Genomic DNA, 17,615 nt, shown 5'->3' on the forward strand with positions numbered 1-17,615 from the left:
CGTGACTCTGCAAAGTGTTCCTGCCGCTTGCCTCAGCCGAAGATCGCCCGGCTCTCCGCCACCTCTTCCTGCAGGAAGGCGACGACGGCGCGCACGCGAGCAAGCTCCCGGGCGCTCTCGTGGAAGGTTGTCCAGTAGGAGCGCTGGATTGCGATCTCGGGCAGAACGCGGACCAGTTCCGGATACTGCCGGGCGATGTAGCTGTGCAGGATACCGATGCCTGCACCGGATCGAACCGCCTCGGTCTGGCCGGTCGCCGAGGAAATCTCGAAGGCGGCGTCCCAGTTGCGCATCACCTCGCCGGTAAAATTGAGCGACGGGGAGAAGATCAGGTCCTCGACATAGCCGATACGGCGGTGGCCGGCGATATCCTCGATGGTCGCCGGCGTGCCGGCCTTTTCCAGGTAGGCGCGCGAAGCATAAAGCGCCAGCGTGTAGTCGGTGAGCCGGGACGAGACGAGGCGTCCCTGCTCAGGCCGCTCGATGGTGATCGCGATGTCGGCTTCGCGCTGCGACAGGGAAAAGGCTCGCGGCACGGGCACGAGCTGGATCTTCAGGTCCGGGTACCGCTCGGTCAGCCGGCCGAGCCGTGGTGCGAGGAAAGCGACACCGAAACCATCCGGCGCGCCGATGCGCACGGTCCCAGCGACGGCGCGGTCGATGCGGCCGATGTTCGACTGGGCCGCTAGCATCTCGCTCTCCATCCGCTCCGCCGCATGCAGGAAGATTTCTCCCTCCGGGGTCAGTTCGCAGCCGTTCGTCCGGCGTGTCAGCAGCTTGGTTTCCAGCGTTTCCTCAAGGGCGGTGACGCGGCGCGACAGCGTGGCATGGTTCACACCGAGACGCCGCGCGGCGGCGAGGAACTGGCCGGAACGTGCGACGGCGAGAAAGATGCGAACGTCATCCCAGTTCATCGGCGGGGCTTTCAGCGATGGCGTGAGGGTAAACGGGTCCGAAGCGCATGGAGGTCAGTGGTTGAAATTGCACACACCAAGCGTAGCGGCATGAAGCTCGTTGTGCAAATTTCCCTCATCAAGTCTTGCGGCATTCCCCCGTATCCCGGTGCGGCGTAAGCCCAAGCTCCGTCATCTTGCGTTCGAAATCGTCGGCGATGTCGGAAAGTCGGATCGCTGAAAAGCGCGAGAGAATGAGCGTCTCCGCTTCGCGACGGGCGTTCTCGAGCGCCTCGTTGACGGCGATCTCGACGAGGCAATGGGCGTGGTCGGACGAGGGGACGAGGCAGAAAAGCTCCGGCCGGTCGAGTGCCTCGTAGACGTCGAAGAGGGTTATCTCGCTCAAAGGTCGCGAGAGCGTCCAGCCGCCGCCGTGACCCTTTTCCGAATGCACATAGCCGCGATCGCGAAGCCCCGCCATGGTCCGGCGGACCACCACAGGATTGGTGCCAAGCATCTTGCCAATCATCTCTGAAGTCATAGGGCCGCCGCCGCGCTCCAGATGGATCAGAACGTGCAGCATCCGCGAAAGCCGGCTGTCACCGCGCATCGATTACCTCATTGGTTCCGGCAACAGCTATCACATGTCCACTCACGAAACAAATCATGTTGCGTGTATTGACGGTGTCGAAGATTCGTAACATAAAAAGATACGTAAAACGTCTGGAGTATCGACATGGATGAAATTCGTGATGTGATCATTGTCGGCGGCAGCTTCGCCGGCTTGTCCGCTGCGATGCAATTGGTCCGCGCCCGACGGAGCGTCCTGCTCATCGACGCGGTTCGGCCGCGCAATCGCTTTGCGCAGGCCTCGCATGGATTCCTCGGCCAGGATGGCGTGGCGCCAGCGGAAATCAGGCGGCGGGCGCTAGAGCAGCTTGGCCGATATCCGACCTTCGAACTGCTGGAGGAAACGGTGTCCGCCGTGGATAAACGGGAATGCGGGTTCATCCTAGGGCTCGACTCCGGCCGGGCCGTTGCCGCCAAACGCGTGATCCTGGCGGTCGGCGTCACCGATACCCTTCCAGAGGTCGAGGGACTGGCCGCGCTCTGGGGCAGAAGCGTCTTCCACTGCCCCTATTGCCACGGTTACGAGATCGGCGGCGGTGCGATCGGCATCCTCGCATCCATGTCGCTCGCGCATCATCAGGCGGCGATGCTGCCGGATTGGGGTGAGGTCACGCTGTTTACGGAGCCCGGCGTCACCTTCTCCGACGACGAGAGATGGATGATGGAGGGCAGGGGCGTTGCCATCGAGCGGTCGCGACTGGTGCGTTTGCTGGCCGACGGAGAACACTTGAAGGCCGGTGAATTGGCCGATGGCCGGCAGGTACCGCTAAAGGCCTTGTTCGTGCAGACGAAGGTAAAACCGGCCTCCCCGCTGGCCGAAATGCTGGGAGCGGAGATGGTGGTGGGGCCGCAGGGGCCTTACGTGAAGGTCGACGACTGGGGCGCGACGAGCATTCCCGGCCTCTTCGCCGCCGGCGATGCCGCAAGCCCCGCTCACAACGCCACCTTCGCCAGCGCCGCCGGCGTCAAGGCCGGCGTCATGGCGCACCGGTCCCTGATGATGGGAGATTGAGAGCTCGCAATACGGATGCTGCCACCTTTTGGCGGGAGCGATGCTAGCGTGCCGACGTCACGGCGGAACAGGTCGCAGATGTGACGAGTTCCGGACCGGTGTCGATGCAACGGGAGGACATGCCATGCATATCGCCAAGAATACCATCTGCCTCTGGTACGAAAAAGGCGCCGAGGAGGCGGCCCGTTTCTATGCATCGCTCTTTCCGGACAGCGAGGTGACGTCGGTGTTTCACGCACCTTCCGATTTTCCCTCCGGCAAGGCCGGCGACGTACTGACGGTCAACTTTACGGTCGCCGGCATCCCCTGCATGGGGCTCAACGGCGGGCCAACATTTGCCCAAAGCGAGGCCTTTTCCTTCCAGATCGCCACCGACGACCAGGAGGAAACCGACCGCTACTGGGATGCCATCGTCAACAACGGTGGGCAGCCGAGCGCCTGCGGCTGGTGCAAGGACAAGTGGGGCGTCTCCTGGCAGATCACGCCGCGCGTGCTGACCGAAGCACTGGCGGCCGGTGGCGGCGAAGCCCAGCGCGCCTTCGAGGCAATGATGACGATGGGCAAGATCGACGTGGCGACGATCGAGGCGGCGCGAAGGGGATGAGACTTATTCGTCGACAGTATTGTGACGATTTTCGCACAACGGATGCGTGGTTCCTCGCATTGCTTTGTGCAAATTAAAGCGCATACTGGCTCCAGGTTTATAATTCCCTGGAGGAACACCCATGCGTCAGATCGGTCACTTCATCGGCGGCAAGCAGGTTGCCGGCACCTCGGGTCGCAAGCAGCCCGTCTACAATCCCGCAACCGGAGAGATCCAGGCAGAGGTGGCGCTGGCCAGCGACGCCGAGTTGAATGCCGCTGTCGAAAACGCCAAGGCCGCCCAGCCGAAATGGGCGGCAATGAACCCGCAGCGCCGCGCCCGCGTGTTCATGAAGTTCGTCGAGCTTCTGAACAAGAATATGGACGACCTGGCGGTCATGCTGTCGAAGGAGCACGGCAAGACCGTCGAGGACTCCAAGGGCGACATTATCCGCGGCCTCGAAGTCTGCGAATTCGTCATTGGCATCCCGCATCTGTCGAAGAGCGAGTTCACCGAAGGCGCCGGTCCGAACATCGACATGTATTCGATCCGCCAGCCGGTCGGCATCGGTGCCGGCATCACGCCGTTCAACTTCCCGGCTATGATCCCGATGTGGATGTTCGCGCCGGCGATCGCCTGTGGCAACGCCTTCATCCTGAAGCCGTCCGAGCGCGATCCGTCGGTTCCGATCCGCCTTGCCGAGCTGATGATCGAAGCCGGCCTGCCGGAAGGCATCCTGAACGTCGTCAACGGCGACAAGTCGGCGGTCGACGGCCTGCTCACACATCCCGACATCGGCGCAATTTCCTTCGTTGGCTCAACGCCGATCGCCCGCTACGTCTACGGGACGGCAGCATCGAACGGCAAGCGCGCCCAGTGCTTCGGCGGCGCCAAGAACCACATGATCATCATGCCCGACGCCGATCTCGATCAGGCAGCCAATGCGCTGATGGGCGCAGGCTACGGCTCGGCCGGCGAGCGCTGCATGGCGATCTCTGTCGCCGTTCCGGTGGGCGAGGAAACCGCTAACCGCCTGATCGAGAAGCTGACCCCGATGGTGGAATCGCTGCGTATCGGTCCCTATACCGATGACAAGGCCGACATGGGCCCGGTCGTCACCAAGGAATCCCAGGCCCGCATCAAGTCGCTGATCGACTCGGGCGTCGAAGCCGGCGCCAAGCTCGTGGTCGATGGCCGTGATTTCAAGCTTCAGGGCTACGAGGACGGCTATTTCGTCGGCGGCTGCCTGTTCGATCATGTCACGCCTGATATGGACATCTACAAGACCGAAATCTTCGGTCCGGTTCTCTCGGTGGTCCGCGCCAAGAACTATGAAGAAGCCCTCGACCTGCCGATGAAGCACGAATACGGCAACGGCGTTGCGATCTACACCCGCGACGGCGATGCCGCCCGTGACTTCGCAAGCCGCATCAACATCGGCATGGTCGGCATCAACGTGCCGATCCCGGTTCCGCTCGCCTATCACTCCTTCGGCGGCTGGAAGTCCTCCTCCTTCGGCGACCTGAACCAGCACGGCACCGATTCGATCAAGTTCTGGACCCGCACCAAAACGGTCACCAGCCGTTGGCCGTCCGGCATCAAGGACGGCGCCGAGTTCGTCATGCCGACGATGAAGTAAGCGAGTACGTTTCGCTGACGTCCGCGCCACCCTGCCGAAAGGCGGGGTGGCGTTTTCTTTTTGGCGTATCGGCCGTATCGGTGCGCCGCTTTTGCGCGTGAAGGCTTGAGGTTGGCGATCACTCGTGATCATTGTTGGCGGCGCCATGGGGATAGGCGCGCGGTATACGACCTAACGAGGGACACTTCATGCAGGAGATATCATTCGGACGCGCGTCCGCCCTGACGCGCGGCGAATTTCGCGGCAGCGCGTCGGAATATTTTGGCATCTGGATCGTCAACATCCTGCTGACGATCGTGACATTCGGCATTTACTCCGCCTGGGCCAAGGTGCGCCGCAACCGCTATTTCTACGGCAGCACCTTCGTCGACGACCACTCCTTCGACTATCACGCTCGCGGGCTGCAGATCTTCATCGGTCGCGTCATCGTGCTCGTCATCCTCATTGTCATCAATCTCGTCACCACCTTCGTTCCACCGCTGGCGCTCCTCGCGCCGGTGATCTTCATGATCGTCCTGCCCTTCCTGGTGGCGCGGGGCCTTAGATTTTCGGCGCGCGTGACCAGCTACCGAAATGTGCGCTTCGACTTCACCGGCACCACATGGGGCGCCTTCAAGTCGATCATCCTTGGCGGCCTCGTCGCGCTGTTTTCGCTCGGCATCCTGGCGCCGCTCGCGAGCCGCTGGACCTATCGCTACATCTTCAACCATCTGCGATACGGGGATCGGCGCTTCTCTGCCGATCCCCGCCTTGGAAAGCTCTACAGGGCCTGGTGGCCTGCCTTCGCGATGATGCTGATCGGCCTGCTGATCTCGATCGGCATCGGCATCGTCATCTATATGGCCGCGACACCCGACCCGTCGGGAACGGTTGAGGACGAACAGCTGATGCAGCTTGCCGCGCTGTTCTACGGTTCGGTCATTCCGTTCGTGCTGCTCTATTCCATCGCCGCGATCGTTTACCGCGTCGGCGTGCGCAACGTGGTGATGAACGCCGCGGCTCTCGACGGGCGCCACTGCCTGTTCAGCGACATGGGCCGCCGGCGCTATCTCTGGATTGTCATCTCCAACCTGTTCGTCACGATCATCAGTCTCGGTCTGATGCGGCCTTGGGCGGCCGTGCGCGAGCGCCGCTACATGGTCGAGCATTCCGGCATCACCTTCGATGGCGATATCGGGGTGGTGCTGGCCTCGATGGAGGAAACAGGTTCGGCCGCGACGGCCGAATATCTCGACATGGAGGGCTTCGACTTTGGATTCTGATCATCGGAGCAACGCCCCGCAACTGATTGCGAAAGGACGTTGGCATCCCGCCGGCTCCAGCCAAAGCGAAGCGGCGACTCTCGTGCTCAGGGATCGCATGCTGACGGTCGGGCTGGACCAGCGACCGGGCGATCCGGTCGCCTTCAACGACCTCGGCACGGTCACGATTTCGGATCGTATCGGCCGGGTGCCGCGTCGCATCACCTTTGCCAACGGCTCGCTGTTCGAGACCGACGACAACGATGCGATCGATCGCCTGCTGCGCGGCCGGCGCGCCAATCGCACCGGCTGGATCCACGAGATGGAGCGATTTCATCCACGCCTGATCGTGGTGGTCGTGGCTGTCGTGCTGCTTGCCGGCGCAATCTACCGCTATGCCATCCCGGCCATGGTGGAGGTTGCGGTCCTCGTCACCCCGCCGGCCGCCACACGGGCGCTCGCCGCCGGAACGCTGCAATCGCTCGACCAGGCTGTGTTCGAGGAAAGCGAGCTTCCCGAGGCTCGGCAGAAGGAGATCGATACGGCGTTTCGCGCGCTTGCCAGTCACGCGGAGCGCGGCCCGGATGGCTATTCGCTGAATTTCCGCAAGGGCGGACCGATCGGTCCCAACGCCTTCGCCCTGCCGGACGGCACCATCGTGCTGACCGACGAACTGGTCGAGTTGGCTGATAAGGATACCGACGCGATCCTCGGCGTTCTGGCCCACGAGATCGGCCATGTCGACAAGGAGCATTCGCTGCGCCAGCTCTATCGGGCAGCGGGAACGGCCGGCCTTATCATGTTGGTCGCCGGCGATATCGGCTCGGCGGGGGAAGAAATCCTTACCAATGGCGCGGCGCTGCTAACGCTGTCCTATTCCCGCTCGGCCGAAAGCGAGGCGGATCAGGTTTCCGTCACACTGATGCGCAAGGCCGGCCGCGATCCGGCGGCGATAGGCAGGTTTTTCGCGCTGATCGAGGAGAAGTTCAAGCTTGAGGACGACGAGACCTCGTTCCTCTCCACCCATCCGGGACTCGGCGAGCGCCGCGAGCAGATCGACAGGCTGATCGAAGAGAGCAAATGAAAACGGGCGGCTTGGGAAAAGCCGCCCGCCGATTCTCACGATGTTGTGCCGAGGCTTACATCGACGGGCCTTCGTTGAGGCCGACCTTGTCGACGAGCTCGGACGCGATCTTGCGGTTTGCCGCGATGTCGGCGAGCGGCAGTGCGTCAGGCTTGATCTCGCCGAAGGCCTTGACGATGTCGGAGGGTTCAGCACCTGGCATGACCGGATATTCGAACACCTGCTCAGCATAAATCTTCTGGGCCTCGCCGGACGACAGGAATTCCATCAGCTTGACGGCATTGTCCTTGTTCGGGGCATTCTTGGCGAGCGCCATGCCGGAGATGTTGACATGGGTGCCGCGGTCGGCGGTGTTCGGGAACAGGATCTTGATGGCGTTCGCCCACTCCTTCTGTTCCGGTTCCTTTTCGTTGGTCTGCATCAGGCCAACATAATAAGTGTTGCCGAGCGCCAGGTCGCATTCACCGGCCATGATCGACTTCGCCTGGCTGCGATCGTTGCCATCGGGCTTGCGGGCAAGGTTTTCCTTGAAGCCTTTCAACCAGGTTTCGGTGTATTCGGCACCGTGATGGGCAACCATCGAGGCAAACAGGCCGATGTTGTAGGAGTGCTGGCCGTCGCGAATGCAGATCTTGCCCTTCCACTTGGGATCGGCGAGTTCCTCGTAGGTGATCGTGTCCTGCGAGACGCGATCCTTGGAGGCGTAGACGACGCGGCCACGGGTCGTCAGGCCGAACCAGTCGCCATCGGGGTCGCGATACTGCGCCGGGATATCCTTGTTGACAGTTTCGTTCTGCAGCGGCTGGGTAACGCCGCCTTCCTTTGCCTCGACCAGACGCGCGATGTCGACGGTCAGGATGACGTCCGCCGGAGAGTTGGCACCCTCGGCATTGATTCGTTCGACCAGGCCCTTGTCGAGGAAAAGGACGTTGGTCGTGATGCCGGTTTCCTTGGTGAAGGCATCAAGCAAAGGCTGGATCAGCTCGGGCTGGCGATACGAGTAGATGTTTACTTCGCCGTCCGCCCAGGCCGCCCCGGCGCCCATAACGGTTGTCGCGGAAAAAACGGCAGCCGCGCGCAACATGTTGATCCGGGTCATTGATTTCATCTCCCTCACTACCCATCGTTATAGTTGAGTTGGATATTCATGAATTGGCATGTAGTGTCAACGTGCGGTCCCGAATCATCACAGACACGTGAACTGTTAACTTGAGTATTTTGGAATTGTTCAAAACTGCGAAGAGCGTTATATAAGGGTTGAAACCCATCGAGGAGTGACGCATGCGTTTGACGAAACAGACAAATTATGCCGTGCGCATGCTGATGTACTGCGCTGCCAACAAGGACCAGCTGAGCCGTATTCCCGAGATCGCGAAGGCCTATGGCGTGTCTGAACTGTTCCTTTTCAAGATTTTGCAGCCGCTCAACAAGGCCGGCCTGATCGAGACTGTGCGAGGCCGCAATGGCGGTGTGCGCCTCGGTCGCGCCGCTGACAAGATCACCCTGTTCGATGTCGTGCGTGTCACGGAAGACAGCTTCGCGATGGCGGAATGCTTCGAGGATGACGGTGATGTCGACTGTCCCCTGATCGACAGCTGCGGCCTGAACGCCGCGCTGCGCAAGGCGCTGAACGCCTTTTTCGACGTCCTCACACAATACACGATCGACGACCTCGTGAAGGCGCGCCCGTCGATCAACATGCTGCTCGGCATCGACGATCTCGCACCGCGCCGCACGGTTGCAGCGCCGGCCGCCTGATAACGGCAGCCATTTGACAAAGCCCCGTCGCCGGAGAAGGCGGCGGGGTTTTTTGTTGCCTGTTTGACAGAAAAAGTCAGTCGGCCAGCGGCGCTTACCCCTTGAGCGTCAGGACTCTCCGCCGTACGCTTACGTAAAAGGAAGATTGTGACGGGTGCCGGGAGACACCACGTCCATCTTCCCGTCGGGTCTCGGGGAGGATGCCTGGCATGTTTGACTATGTCATCGTCGGCGGCGGTTCGGCGGGCTCGGTTCTGGCGGCGCGACTGAGCGAGGATCCTGATGTCCGGGTCTGCCTGCTGGAGGCAGGTGGCGACGGTCGGAACCTTCTGACCCGTGTTCCATCCGGCGCGGCGGCGATCGTGCCGGGCCATATCAGGTCCGCCAACTGGGCATTTGAAACCGTTCCACAGGCAGGACTCGGCGGGCGCAAGGGTTTCCAGCCACGCGGACGCGGCCTCGGCGGCTCCAGCAACATCAATGCCATGCTCTATGTGCGCGGCCATCCCGGCGACTACGACGACTGGGCGTCGGCAGGTTGCGCGGGCTGGTCCTACGCAGATGTGCTGCCGTGGTTCCTGAAGGCCGAGGACAACAGCCGCGGACCGAGCGACCTCCATGGCGTCGGGGGACCGTTGCAGGTCTGCGATCCGCACTGGGCACGTCCGGTCAACGAAGCCTTCCTTCGCGCAGCCGAAAGCAGGGGCGTACGCCGCAACGACGACTTCAACGGCCCCGACCAGGAGGGCGCGGGCGTCTTTCAGGTCACCCAGTTCTGGCATGGAGACCGCAAGGGCGAGCGATGCAGCGCCGCGGCCGCCTATGTGCACGGCCGCGAAAAGCCGAACCTGACGATCATGACGGGAGCCCATGCCACCCGAATCCTGTTCGAGCGCGGCCGCGCCACCGGTGTCGCCATTCGCCAGTCTGGCAAGGAGCTCGTCGTGCGGGCCGAGCGGGAGGTTCTACTGTGTGCCGGTGCGCTACAGTCCCCGCAATTGCTTATGCTCTCCGGCATCGGCCCCGCCGACGAGTTGCGACAATACGGGATCGATGTCGTCGCGGACAGCGGAGGCGTCGGCGCCAACCTCCAGGACCATCTCGACTACACCTTCATTTATCGCTCCAACGACCGGGACATGATCGGGCTCGGCCTGTCCGGCCTCTCTGATATCATTCGCTCGGCGAGGGAATGGCGCCGCGAGGGCATCGGGCATCTCCGCTCGACCTTTGCCGAATCCGGGGCGTTCTTGAAGACCGATCCGGCGCTGGCCCGACCGGACGTGCAACTGCATTTCGTGGTCGCGATGGTGGAGGATCACGCCCGCAAGCTCCGTCTCGGTTACGGCTATTCCTGCCACATGTGCGTGCTGCGGCCTCAATCGCGCGGCAGGGTCTCGTTACAAAATGCCGATCCTTTCCGGCCGCCGCTGATCGATCCTGCCTATCTCTCCGCGCCCGAGGATATGGCCGGAATGGTGGCTGGTGCGAAGATCACGCGCGCGATCATGGAAAGCGGCCATTTCTCGTCCTATCGTCGGCGTAACCTGCATCCTCTCACCGATGGCTCCGATGCCACATTGGCTGCGGCGATCCGTGCGCGCGCCGATACGATCTACCATCCCGTCGGCACCTGCCGCATGGGCGTGGACGGCGGCGCTGTCGTCGATCCCGACCTGAGGGTGCGCGGCGTGGATGGTCTTCGCGTCGTCGATGCCTCCATCATGCCGACGCTGATCGGCGGCAACACCAATGCAACTGTCATTATGATGGCGGAAAAGATTGCCTCCGCCATGCGGGCCGCCTGACATGGCGGTGTGATTGGAGCGCGCCAGATCAGTCGTTGACAGGCGCGGTCGCATCTGGTCAGGCATGCCGCGTATCGATCAGCGGAGACAGGGCATGCAACGTGCAATCATCGTCATGGGCGTCAGCGGCTGCGGCAAGTCCTCGGTCGGGGACCTGCTTGCCAGGCGCCTAAATCTCGCCTTCGTGGAGGGCGACAGCCTGCATCCCGCCTCGAATGTGGAGAAGATGGCGAAGGGCACCCCGCTGACCGACGAGGACCGCGGGCCCTGGCTGGAGACGATCGGCGCGCTGATGGCGGACAAGCTCGCGAAGGGCGAGGGGATCGTCGTCTCGTGCTCGGCCCTGAAAAAGGTCTATCGCGACCGCTTGCGCAATGCGGTTGGCGGGAACCTCGCTTTCGTCTACCTGTCCGGCTCCTACGAACTCCTGAAGGACCGCATGGGCGCCCGCACCGGCCATTTCATGCCGCTTTCGCTTCTCGATTCCCAGCTCGCCACGCTCGAAGTGCCGACCGGCGAGCCGGGCGTGGTGACTGTCGATATCGACCAGAGCGTCGAGGGTATCGTCGACGAGGCGATGCGGGGGCTTTGAGGCCGGCCCGCGTCGCGTCCCGGCATTAAGAGATACCGTCCATCGACATCAGCGGCCTGTAAAGCTCCGGCCGGCGATCGCGGAACAGGCCCCATGCGGCGCGCTGCTTCGCGATCCCGTCGAGGTCGAAGGTTGCCGTCAGCACGCTCTCGGTCACCCGGTCGGCCTCGGCGAGTTTCTCGCCCGTCTGGCCGGCGATGAAGGACGAGCCGTAGAAGGTAAGTTCGGTGCCCTTGCGGCCCGGTTCGACGCCGATGCGGTTGGAGGCGATCACCGGCACGATATTGGCGGCCGCATGACCCTGCATCACGCGCTGCCAATGCGCGGCGCTGTCGATGGTCGGGTCCTGCGGCTCCGAGCCGATCGCCGTCGGGTAAAACAGCAGCTCCGCGCCCTTCAGCGCCATGGCGCGCGCGGCCTCCGGAAACCACTGGTCCCAGCAGATGCCGACGCCAATCGTTGCGTGCTTCGTTTTCCAGACGCGGAAGCCTGTATCGCCCGGCGAGAAATAGTATTTCTCCGTATAACCGGGGCCGTCCGGAATATGGCTCTTGCGGTAGTTGCCGAGCACGGTCCCGTCGGCATCGACGATCGCCACGCTGTTGAAGAAGGCTGACCCTGCTTTCTCGAAATAGCTGATGGGCAGAACCACGCCGAGTTCGGCGGCGACTTTCGAAAAATGCGCGACGAGCGGATTGCCCTCGAACGGCTTTGCCATGTCGAAGAACTCGCTGATCTGGTCCTGGCAGAAATAGGGCGCCTCGAACAGCTCCTGGATCAGCACGATTTGGGCGCCGTCAGCAGCGGCCTTGCGGATCAGGCTCTCGGCCCGGGCGATATTGCCTGGAATGTCCCAGGTGCAGGCCATCTGGGTGGCGGCGACGGTGACGTGACGCATGGTGGTCTCCTTAGATCCCGAGCTTGTCGCGCATGCCGTACCACCAGGCGCCGAGCACGGTCAGCGGCACGCGGAAGGTCTTGCCGCCGGGGAAGGGATAGGCGGTCAGCGTCGACCAGACGTCGAAGCGCGAGGCATGGCCGTTGACGGCTTCGCCGAGGATCTTGCCGAGCAGGTGCGTCGTGGTGACGCCGTGGCCGGAATCGCCATGCGAGAAATAGACGTTGTCCGCCAGCCTGCCCATGTGCGGGATGCGCGTCAGCGTCAGCGCGAAATTGCCGCTCCAGGCAAAGTCGATCTTCGCGTCCTTCAACTGCGGAAAGGTTTTCAACATGTTCGGCCGGATCACGCCCGTCAGGTTGGCCGGGTCCTGTCCGCCATAACCGATGCCGCCGCCATAGAGGAGGCGGTTGTCGGAGGTGCGGCGATAATAGTCGAGCACGTAGTTGGCGTCCTCGACGCAATAGTTCGCCGGCAAGAGTTCCTCGATCAGCGCCTTGTCGAGCGGCTCCGTCGCCATCACCTGGCTCGAAACCGGCATCATCTTGTCGGTGATCTTCGGCAGCATCGAGCCGAGATAGGCATTACCGCAAACCAGCACGTATTTCGCGGTGACCTGGCCCTCGGCGGTCTTCACAATTGGGTTGGCACCCATCGTCAGGTCGATTACCCGGCTGTTCTCGAAGATATTGCCACCGAGGCTTTCGACCGCGGCAGCCTCGCCCAGCACCAGGTTGAGCGGCTGTATGTGGCCGCCGAGCCGGTCGATCATGCCGCCGGCATAGCGGTCCGCCTTCACGTATTTGCCGACATCGGCCTTCGAGACCATTTCGAGTCCCGTATGGCCGTGCTTTTCCCAGTGAGCCTTCACATGCGCCATTTCGCGGATCTGCTTGTCGGTAAAGGCCGCGAAGAAGCCGCCGTCGACGAGATCGCACTGGATGCCGTACTTCGCCACCCGTTCGCGGATGATTGCGCCGCCTTCCAGCGACATTTTGCCGAGCGCATTCGCCTTGTCCTGGCCGTAGCGTTTGGCGATCGTTTCCAGGTCACGGCTGTATCCGTTGACGATCTGACCGCCATTGCGCCCCGAGGCGCCGAAACCGATGCGATCGCCTTCGAGCACGATCACCTTGAAGCCGGTTTCGGCGAGCTGAAGCGCCGCGGAAATCCCTGTGAAGCCGGCGCCGATGATACAGACGTCGGCGTCATGCTCGCCCCGGAGTGTTTCGCGCACGCGCTTGTCGTCTGCGGAAAAGGCGTACCAGGTATTGGCGTGGCCGGGATTGGTGGGCGAGGTCGTGTTCTGGCTCATGATCATACCGTCCGGATATAGGCGTCGTATTCGACATCAGTGACGCGCAGCGAGAATTCGGAGATTTCCTGATGCTTGCAGGCCGTATAGAGGCTGCGGAATTTCGGCCCGAGCGCCGCATAGGCAAAGCTCGACTTGCCGAAGCGCTGGATTGCATAGTCCCAGTTGGTGGGCAGCGGCTCGTGATTGATGGCGTGATCGTCGCCGGTGATCGCCCCGCCCGGCGCCAGTCGCTCGCGCATGCCGGCAAGCGCCGCCGACAGGATCATCGCCACGACCAGATAGGGATTGGTATCGGCCCCGGCGACGCGGTGCTCGATGCGGGTGGCGGGCTTGGAGGCGGTGATGACGCGCACGGCGGCGGATCGGTTGTCGAAACCCCATGAGGCATAAGTCGGCGCGTGCTCGGAGGGGCGCAGGCGACGGTAGGAGTTCTGGTGCGGAGCGAAAATCGCCATGCTCTCGCCCATGTTCTCCAGAAGCCCGCCGACGGCATGCATCAGCTTCTCGGTCGGTCCGTCCTCGCCGATGAAGATGTTCTTGCCATTCTCGTCAAGGATCGAGAAATGCACATGCATGCCGCTGCCGGCCTGGGTGCCATAGGGCTTGGCCATGAAGGTTGCGTCGAGATCCTTGGCGCGGGCCACGCCCTTGACGATGCGCTTTAGGAGAACCGCGTAGTCGGCGGCGGCGAGCGCGTCCGGCACATGGTTGAGATTGATTTCGTACTGGCCGGGACCGTTTTCCCGCAGGGTCGTGTCCGCGGGTACGTTCTGGGCGCGAGCGGCGGTCGAGATGCCGTGGAACACCTCCTCGAAATCCTGGAGTTCGGAGATCGACAGAACCTGCGTCTGGCCGGTGTGCCACCGACCGTCGCGCGTATTCGGCGGACGCACCGGATCGAGCGCGGAGCGCACCGGGTCGATCAAGTAGAATTCGAGTTCGGTCGCCACGACGGGCGTCAGCTTCATCGCCTTGAAGCGCTCCAGCACATTGGCGAGCACCTGGCGCGGATCGGCGTAGAACGGCTGGTCCTCCACCTTCATCTGCAGCAGGACCTGTGCGGTCGGACGTTCGAGCCAGGTCACGCGCGACAGCGTGCCGGGCACCGGAAAGCAGATACCGTCAGGATCGCCCGTTCCTTCGGCAAGACCGGCGGCGTTAACGTCGCGGCCCCAAACGTCGAGCGCGTAGACCGAGCGCGGCATCGCCATGCCCTTGGTCAGCACGTCGAGCGCGCGTTCCCGGGGAATCCACTTCCCGCGCGGCACGCCGTTGACGTCGATGACGAAGGCTTCCAGCACTTCGATATCGGGATTGGCTTCGAAAAAGGCTTTGGCTTGGCTTTCAATGTCCATGAGGCACCGGCAGTGGTTTCGACGATCTGATCCTCGCACGGCGGACGCCATGCGCAAACGTGGAAAAGGGCGACGCTAACGGTCGCCGACATCCGCGTCGTAGGTCAGAAAACGAACCATGCCTTCGCCTCTACACTCTCCGGCCGGGCGCGACGCACGCTGCGAAAGGACCCAGCGTCTGGCCCGGCGATTCCGCCTTCCGACGGAAAATTGGTCATGTGACTAAAAATCGTCGTAACACGAAATGTCCGCATTTGCCAGCCCGAGGCCATGTCGGTGGTATCATTGCAGCAGTTCGCTAGGCCTTGAACCGCTCCGGCCGCCAGGCGCTCATGTCGAGGAAGGGCTTTTCGCCCGTCATCGCCTCGGCGATCAGACGTCCGGTCACAGGCCCTAGCGTCAGGCCGTGGTGGGCGTGTCCGAATGCGAACCAGAGGCCGTCGTGGCGGGGCGCCTTGCCGATGATCGGCATCATGTCGGGCGTGCAGGGGCGGGCGCCCATCCAGGGCTCGTCGTCCAGCCGCTCGCCGAGCGGGAAGATGGTGCGGGCCACCTTTTCGGCCCGTTCCAGCTGCACGGGCGATTTCGGCGCGTCGCGATCGGCGAATTCGGCGCCTGTTGTCAGCCGGATGCCCTTTTCCATCGGCGCGAGGAAATAGCCGCGCTCCTTGTCCATGGTCCAGTTGTTGAGCACGGCATTGCCGGAGGCCGCGTAGTGCATGTGGTAGCCGCGCTTGACGCCGACGATGAAGCTGTAGCCGAGCTTCCGCGTGACATCCTCGGACCAGGGGCCGAGCGCCAGCACGACTTCCTTCGCCTCGACCATGCCGTCGGCGGTGCTGACCTGCCAGCCCTTGCCGTTTGGCGATAGGGTGGTGGCGTCGCCGTTGACGAACTTGCCGCCCAGGCTTTCGAAATAGGCGAGATAGGCCATGGTCAGCCCATGCGGGTTGGTGACTGACCAGGGATCGTTCCATTTCAGCGCGCCGACGAATTCGCCGGTCAGGTGCGGCTCGACGCGGGCGAGATCATCAGCCGTAAGCACCGTGAAGCTGATGCCGGCGACCTTGCCGAGACGTTCGGCCTCGGCGACTTCCGTGTCCATGGCGGCCTTCGTCCGGAAAGCCTCCATCCAGCCGTCCTTGCGGATCAGGTTGTCGGCCTTGGCGGCCTTTATCAGGTCCGCATGTTCCGAGATCGAGTTCTCGATCAGCGGGGTATAGGCGTTGGCGATCGCCTTGTGCCGGACATTGTTGGAATGCCACCAGTAGCGCGACAGGAACGGCACGAGCTTTGGGATGGCGCTGGCGTGATAATGCGCGTCGATCCGGTTGTTGAGGCCGTAGCGCACGAGCATGCCGACTTCCTGCGGGAAGCCGTAGGGCACGATGCCCTCGCGCTGGATCAGGCCTGCATTGCCGAACGAGGTTTCCTCTCCGGCTCCGCGCCTGTCGACCAGAACCACCGAGCGACCCCGGCGCGCGAGGTGGATTGCGGTGGAAACGCCGATGATTCCGGCGCCGAGGACGAGCGTATCTGCAGACATGATTTTAGATTTCCATGCGAAATGTGACGCTACGCAAGATGCTATCGCCAATGATGCGGCGCAAACGAAAAAATGCCGCAAGTCACGGAAATCACGCGCGGCGTTGCAAAAATGCGGGAGAACTCACTCCTGGATGGGTGGAGCGCCGTGGGCGATGAACGACGGATTGCCGAAAGCCCGCTCCGGCGCCTGATCGCGCTTGCCGTAGCGGAGCGCTTCACCATCGAGGCCTAGCGTTCGTCCCCCGGCAGCGCGCAGTATTGCATCGCCGGCCGCGGTGTCCCATTCCATCGTCGGCGAGAAGCGGGGATAGATGTCGGCCCGCGCCTCGGCGACAAGACAAAACTTCAGCGACGAGCCGACGGCGCAATATTCCGTCACGCCGGCCGCAACGAGGTAGGCGTCGGTTTCGGCATTGCCGTGGGAGCGGCTGGCGACCGCGACGGGCGGAGCTACTGCGGGCCGTGCCCGGATCGGTTCGCGTGTCGCGATGGAACAGTCGCCGCCGATCGTCAGCTTTTCGGCGTGACCGTTTTCCCCGAGATAGGCGAGGCCCTTTGCCGGCGCGACGACGACGCCGGCAATTGGTACGCCGTTTTCGATAAGTGCGATGTTGACGGTGAAGTCCGCGCGTCCGTCAATGAATTCGCGGGTACCGTCGAGCGGGTCGACGAGAATGAAGCGGCCGCCAGAAATGTCCGGCACACAGCCTGCCGCGACGGCTTCTTCCGCGACGACGGGGATGCTGGGATGGTGCGCGGCCAGCCTATCGAGAATGAGCGTCTCGGCACGACGATCGGCCTCCGTGACGGGGCTGCAATCCGCCTTCAACTCGACTTCGGGGCCGGTTTTACGGACCGAAAGTATGATCCGGCTCGCCTCGAGCGCTGCCTCCAGAAACGACTCCACCATCACCAGTTTACGGACTCCCCTCCGTATCGTTTGTATTGCTCAAAGCCTTAGCATCGACCGTCGCCCCTTGTCGCCTCGCTTTTTTGAGGTGGCCGCGCCTCGCCGCCGGGTCAGTCCGGAACAAACCCTCTCAGGCGGGGTTTGCCAAACAAGGACATTTTCCCGAACCGGAAGGAAAGATGATGATCGATTATCTCTGGCTCCTCGCCGTTGCCGGTGGACCGTTGCTTCTCGCGGGCGCCTTCGTCTACGCCATTATCCGCCAGCGCAGGCTGACCACGAAAGAGCGGGCCGACCAGGTGGACGCGGAAGACAAGCTCTACGGTCGCAAGGACGCGTAAAGGAG

At 62.8% G+C, this 17,615-nt stretch carries 17 protein-coding genes; 9 read left to right on the forward strand and 8 right to left on the reverse strand.

The features are described 5' to 3' along the window. Positions 1-32 precede the first annotated feature (32 nt). Entirely contained in the window at positions 33-914 is an 882-nt protein-coding gene (locus J5J09_RS04150) for a LysR family transcriptional regulator (protein WP_208548426.1), read from the reverse strand. Positions 915-1,032: 118 nt separating this feature from the next. Further along, positions 1,033-1,503 carry an Rrf2 family transcriptional regulator gene (locus J5J09_RS04155; protein ID WP_208548427.1) on the reverse strand — a complete coding sequence of 157 codons (471 nt, stop codon included), beginning with the start codon at positions 1,501-1,503 and terminating at the stop codon, positions 1,033-1,035. Positions 1,504-1,629: 126 nt separating this feature from the next. Here J5J09_RS04155 and J5J09_RS04160 point away from each other — a divergent pair, with 126 nt between their 5' ends. The 5 genes from J5J09_RS04160 to J5J09_RS04180 all read left to right on the forward strand — a co-directional run bounded on the left by J5J09_RS04160 (position 1,630) and on the right by J5J09_RS04180 (position 7,082). Continuing rightward, the gene (locus J5J09_RS04160) at positions 1,630-2,535 is read left to right on the forward strand and encodes an NAD(P)/FAD-dependent oxidoreductase (protein ID WP_208548428.1); all 906 of its coding nucleotides are present in this window, start codon (positions 1,630-1,632) and stop codon (positions 2,533-2,535) included. A gap of 124 nt (positions 2,536-2,659) precedes the next feature. After that, positions 2,660-3,139 (forward strand): VOC family protein, encoded by a 480-nt coding sequence (locus tag J5J09_RS04165; RefSeq protein ID WP_208548429.1) that lies wholly within the window; start codon positions 2,660-2,662, stop codon positions 3,137-3,139. A gap of 121 nt (positions 3,140-3,260) precedes the next feature. Then, complete coding sequence (locus J5J09_RS04170; RefSeq protein WP_208548430.1) at positions 3,261-4,757, forward strand: CoA-acylating methylmalonate-semialdehyde dehydrogenase; 1,497 nt, start codon at positions 3,261-3,263, stop codon at positions 4,755-4,757. A 188-nt stretch (positions 4,758-4,945) separates the two neighbouring features. Continuing rightward, on the forward strand, positions 4,946-6,019 hold the full coding sequence (locus J5J09_RS04175; protein WP_208548431.1) for a DUF898 family protein: 1,074 nt from the start codon (positions 4,946-4,948) through the stop codon (positions 6,017-6,019). Positions 6,020-6,101: 82 nt separating this feature from the next. Continuing rightward, positions 6,102-7,082 carry a M48 family metallopeptidase gene (locus J5J09_RS04180; protein ID WP_348646415.1) on the forward strand — a complete coding sequence of 327 codons (981 nt, stop codon included), beginning with the start codon at positions 6,102-6,104 and terminating at the stop codon, positions 7,080-7,082. A 55-nt stretch (positions 7,083-7,137) separates the two neighbouring features. On the opposite strand, the gene J5J09_RS04185 is transcribed toward J5J09_RS04180, so the two are convergent. Further along, a complete protein-coding gene (locus tag J5J09_RS04185; RefSeq protein WP_246745904.1) occupies positions 7,138-8,166 on the reverse strand; it encodes a Fe(3+) ABC transporter substrate-binding protein in 1,029 nt (342 codons plus the stop codon). 197 nt (positions 8,167-8,363) lie between these two features. On the opposite strand from J5J09_RS04185, the gene rirA reads away from it, so the two are divergent. From rirA to J5J09_RS04200, 3 genes are all read left to right on the forward strand, one after another. After that, a complete protein-coding gene (gene rirA, locus J5J09_RS04190) occupies positions 8,364-8,840 on the forward strand; it encodes an iron-responsive transcriptional regulator RirA (protein WP_208548434.1) in 477 nt (158 codons plus the stop codon). A gap of 209 nt (positions 8,841-9,049) precedes the next feature. Beyond that, entirely contained in the window at positions 9,050-10,648 is a 1,599-nt protein-coding gene (locus tag J5J09_RS04195) for a GMC family oxidoreductase N-terminal domain-containing protein (RefSeq protein ID WP_208548435.1), read from the forward strand. A gap of 94 nt (positions 10,649-10,742) precedes the next feature. Beyond that, positions 10,743-11,240, forward strand: a complete 498-nt coding sequence (locus tag J5J09_RS04200) for a gluconokinase (RefSeq protein WP_246745783.1) — start codon at positions 10,743-10,745, stop codon at positions 11,238-11,240. Between the two features lie 25 nt (positions 11,241-11,265). On the opposite strand, the gene aguB is transcribed toward J5J09_RS04200, so the two are convergent. The 5 genes from aguB to cysQ all read right to left on the reverse strand — a co-directional run bounded on the left by aguB (position 11,266) and on the right by cysQ (position 17,269). Beyond that, positions 11,266-12,138 (reverse strand): N-carbamoylputrescine amidase, encoded by an 873-nt coding sequence (gene aguB / locus J5J09_RS04205; protein WP_208548437.1) that lies wholly within the window; start codon positions 12,136-12,138, stop codon positions 11,266-11,268. A gap of 10 nt (positions 12,139-12,148) precedes the next feature. Beyond that, positions 12,149-13,453 carry an FAD-binding oxidoreductase gene (locus J5J09_RS04210; protein WP_208548438.1) on the reverse strand — a complete coding sequence of 435 codons (1,305 nt, stop codon included), beginning with the start codon at positions 13,451-13,453 and terminating at the stop codon, positions 12,149-12,151. Between the two features lie 2 nt (positions 13,454-13,455). Next, entirely contained in the window at positions 13,456-14,811 is a 1,356-nt protein-coding gene (locus J5J09_RS04215) for a glutamine synthetase family protein (RefSeq protein WP_208548439.1), read from the reverse strand. A 298-nt stretch (positions 14,812-15,109) separates the two neighbouring features. Continuing rightward, complete coding sequence (locus J5J09_RS04220) at positions 15,110-16,357, reverse strand: FAD-binding oxidoreductase (protein WP_208548440.1); 1,248 nt, start codon at positions 16,355-16,357, stop codon at positions 15,110-15,112. A 123-nt stretch (positions 16,358-16,480) separates the two neighbouring features. Then, positions 16,481-17,269 (reverse strand): 3'(2'),5'-bisphosphate nucleotidase CysQ, encoded by a 789-nt coding sequence (gene cysQ / locus J5J09_RS04225; RefSeq protein WP_208548441.1) that lies wholly within the window; start codon positions 17,267-17,269, stop codon positions 16,481-16,483. Positions 17,270-17,451: 182 nt separating this feature from the next. Between cysQ and J5J09_RS04230 the strand changes: the two genes are divergently transcribed. Next, positions 17,452-17,610 (forward strand): hypothetical protein, encoded by a 159-nt coding sequence (locus tag J5J09_RS04230; protein WP_208548442.1) that lies wholly within the window; start codon positions 17,452-17,454, stop codon positions 17,608-17,610. Positions 17,611-17,615: the final 5 nt, after the last annotated feature.

The sequence above is a fragment of the Ciceribacter sp. L1K22 genome (genome assembly GCF_017599385.1).
Classification (GTDB): Bacteria; Pseudomonadota; Alphaproteobacteria; order Rhizobiales; family Rhizobiaceae; genus Allorhizobium.

Coding starts and splice junctions, on each gene's coding strand:
- J5J09_RS04150 (WP_208548426.1), bottom strand. CDS start 914: ATGAACTGGGATGACGTTCGCATCTTTCTCGCCGTCGCACGTTCCGGC.
- J5J09_RS04155 (WP_208548427.1), bottom strand. CDS start 1,503: ATGCGCGGTGACAGCCGGCTTTCGCGGATGCTGCACGTTCTGATCCAT.
- J5J09_RS04160 (WP_208548428.1), top strand. CDS start 1,630: ATGGATGAAATTCGTGATGTGATCATTGTCGGCGGCAGCTTCGCCGGC.
- J5J09_RS04165 (WP_208548429.1), top strand. CDS start 2,660: ATGCATATCGCCAAGAATACCATCTGCCTCTGGTACGAAAAAGGCGCC.
- J5J09_RS04170 (WP_208548430.1), top strand. CDS start 3,261: ATGCGTCAGATCGGTCACTTCATCGGCGGCAAGCAGGTTGCCGGCACC.
- J5J09_RS04175 (WP_208548431.1), top strand. CDS start 4,946: ATGCAGGAGATATCATTCGGACGCGCGTCCGCCCTGACGCGCGGCGAA.
- J5J09_RS04185 (WP_246745904.1), bottom strand. CDS start 8,166: ATGTTGCGCGCGGCTGCCGTTTTTTCCGCGACAACCGTTATGGGCGCC.
- rirA (WP_208548434.1), top strand. CDS start 8,364: ATGCGTTTGACGAAACAGACAAATTATGCCGTGCGCATGCTGATGTAC.
- J5J09_RS04195 (WP_208548435.1), top strand. CDS start 9,050: ATGTTTGACTATGTCATCGTCGGCGGCGGTTCGGCGGGCTCGGTTCTG.
- J5J09_RS04200 (WP_246745783.1), top strand. CDS start 10,743: ATGCAACGTGCAATCATCGTCATGGGCGTCAGCGGCTGCGGCAAGTCC.
- aguB (WP_208548437.1), bottom strand. CDS start 12,138: ATGCGTCACGTCACCGTCGCCGCCACCCAGATGGCCTGCACCTGGGAC.
- J5J09_RS04210 (WP_208548438.1), bottom strand. CDS start 13,453: ATGAGCCAGAACACGACCTCGCCCACCAATCCCGGCCACGCCAATACC.
- J5J09_RS04215 (WP_208548439.1), bottom strand. CDS start 14,811: ATGGACATTGAAAGCCAAGCCAAAGCCTTTTTCGAAGCCAATCCCGAT.
- J5J09_RS04220 (WP_208548440.1), bottom strand. CDS start 16,357: ATGTCTGCAGATACGCTCGTCCTCGGCGCCGGAATCATCGGCGTTTCC.
- cysQ (WP_208548441.1), bottom strand. CDS start 17,269: ATGGTGGAGTCGTTTCTGGAGGCAGCGCTCGAGGCGAGCCGGATCATA.
- J5J09_RS04230 (WP_208548442.1), top strand. CDS start 17,452: ATGATCGATTATCTCTGGCTCCTCGCCGTTGCCGGTGGACCGTTGCTT.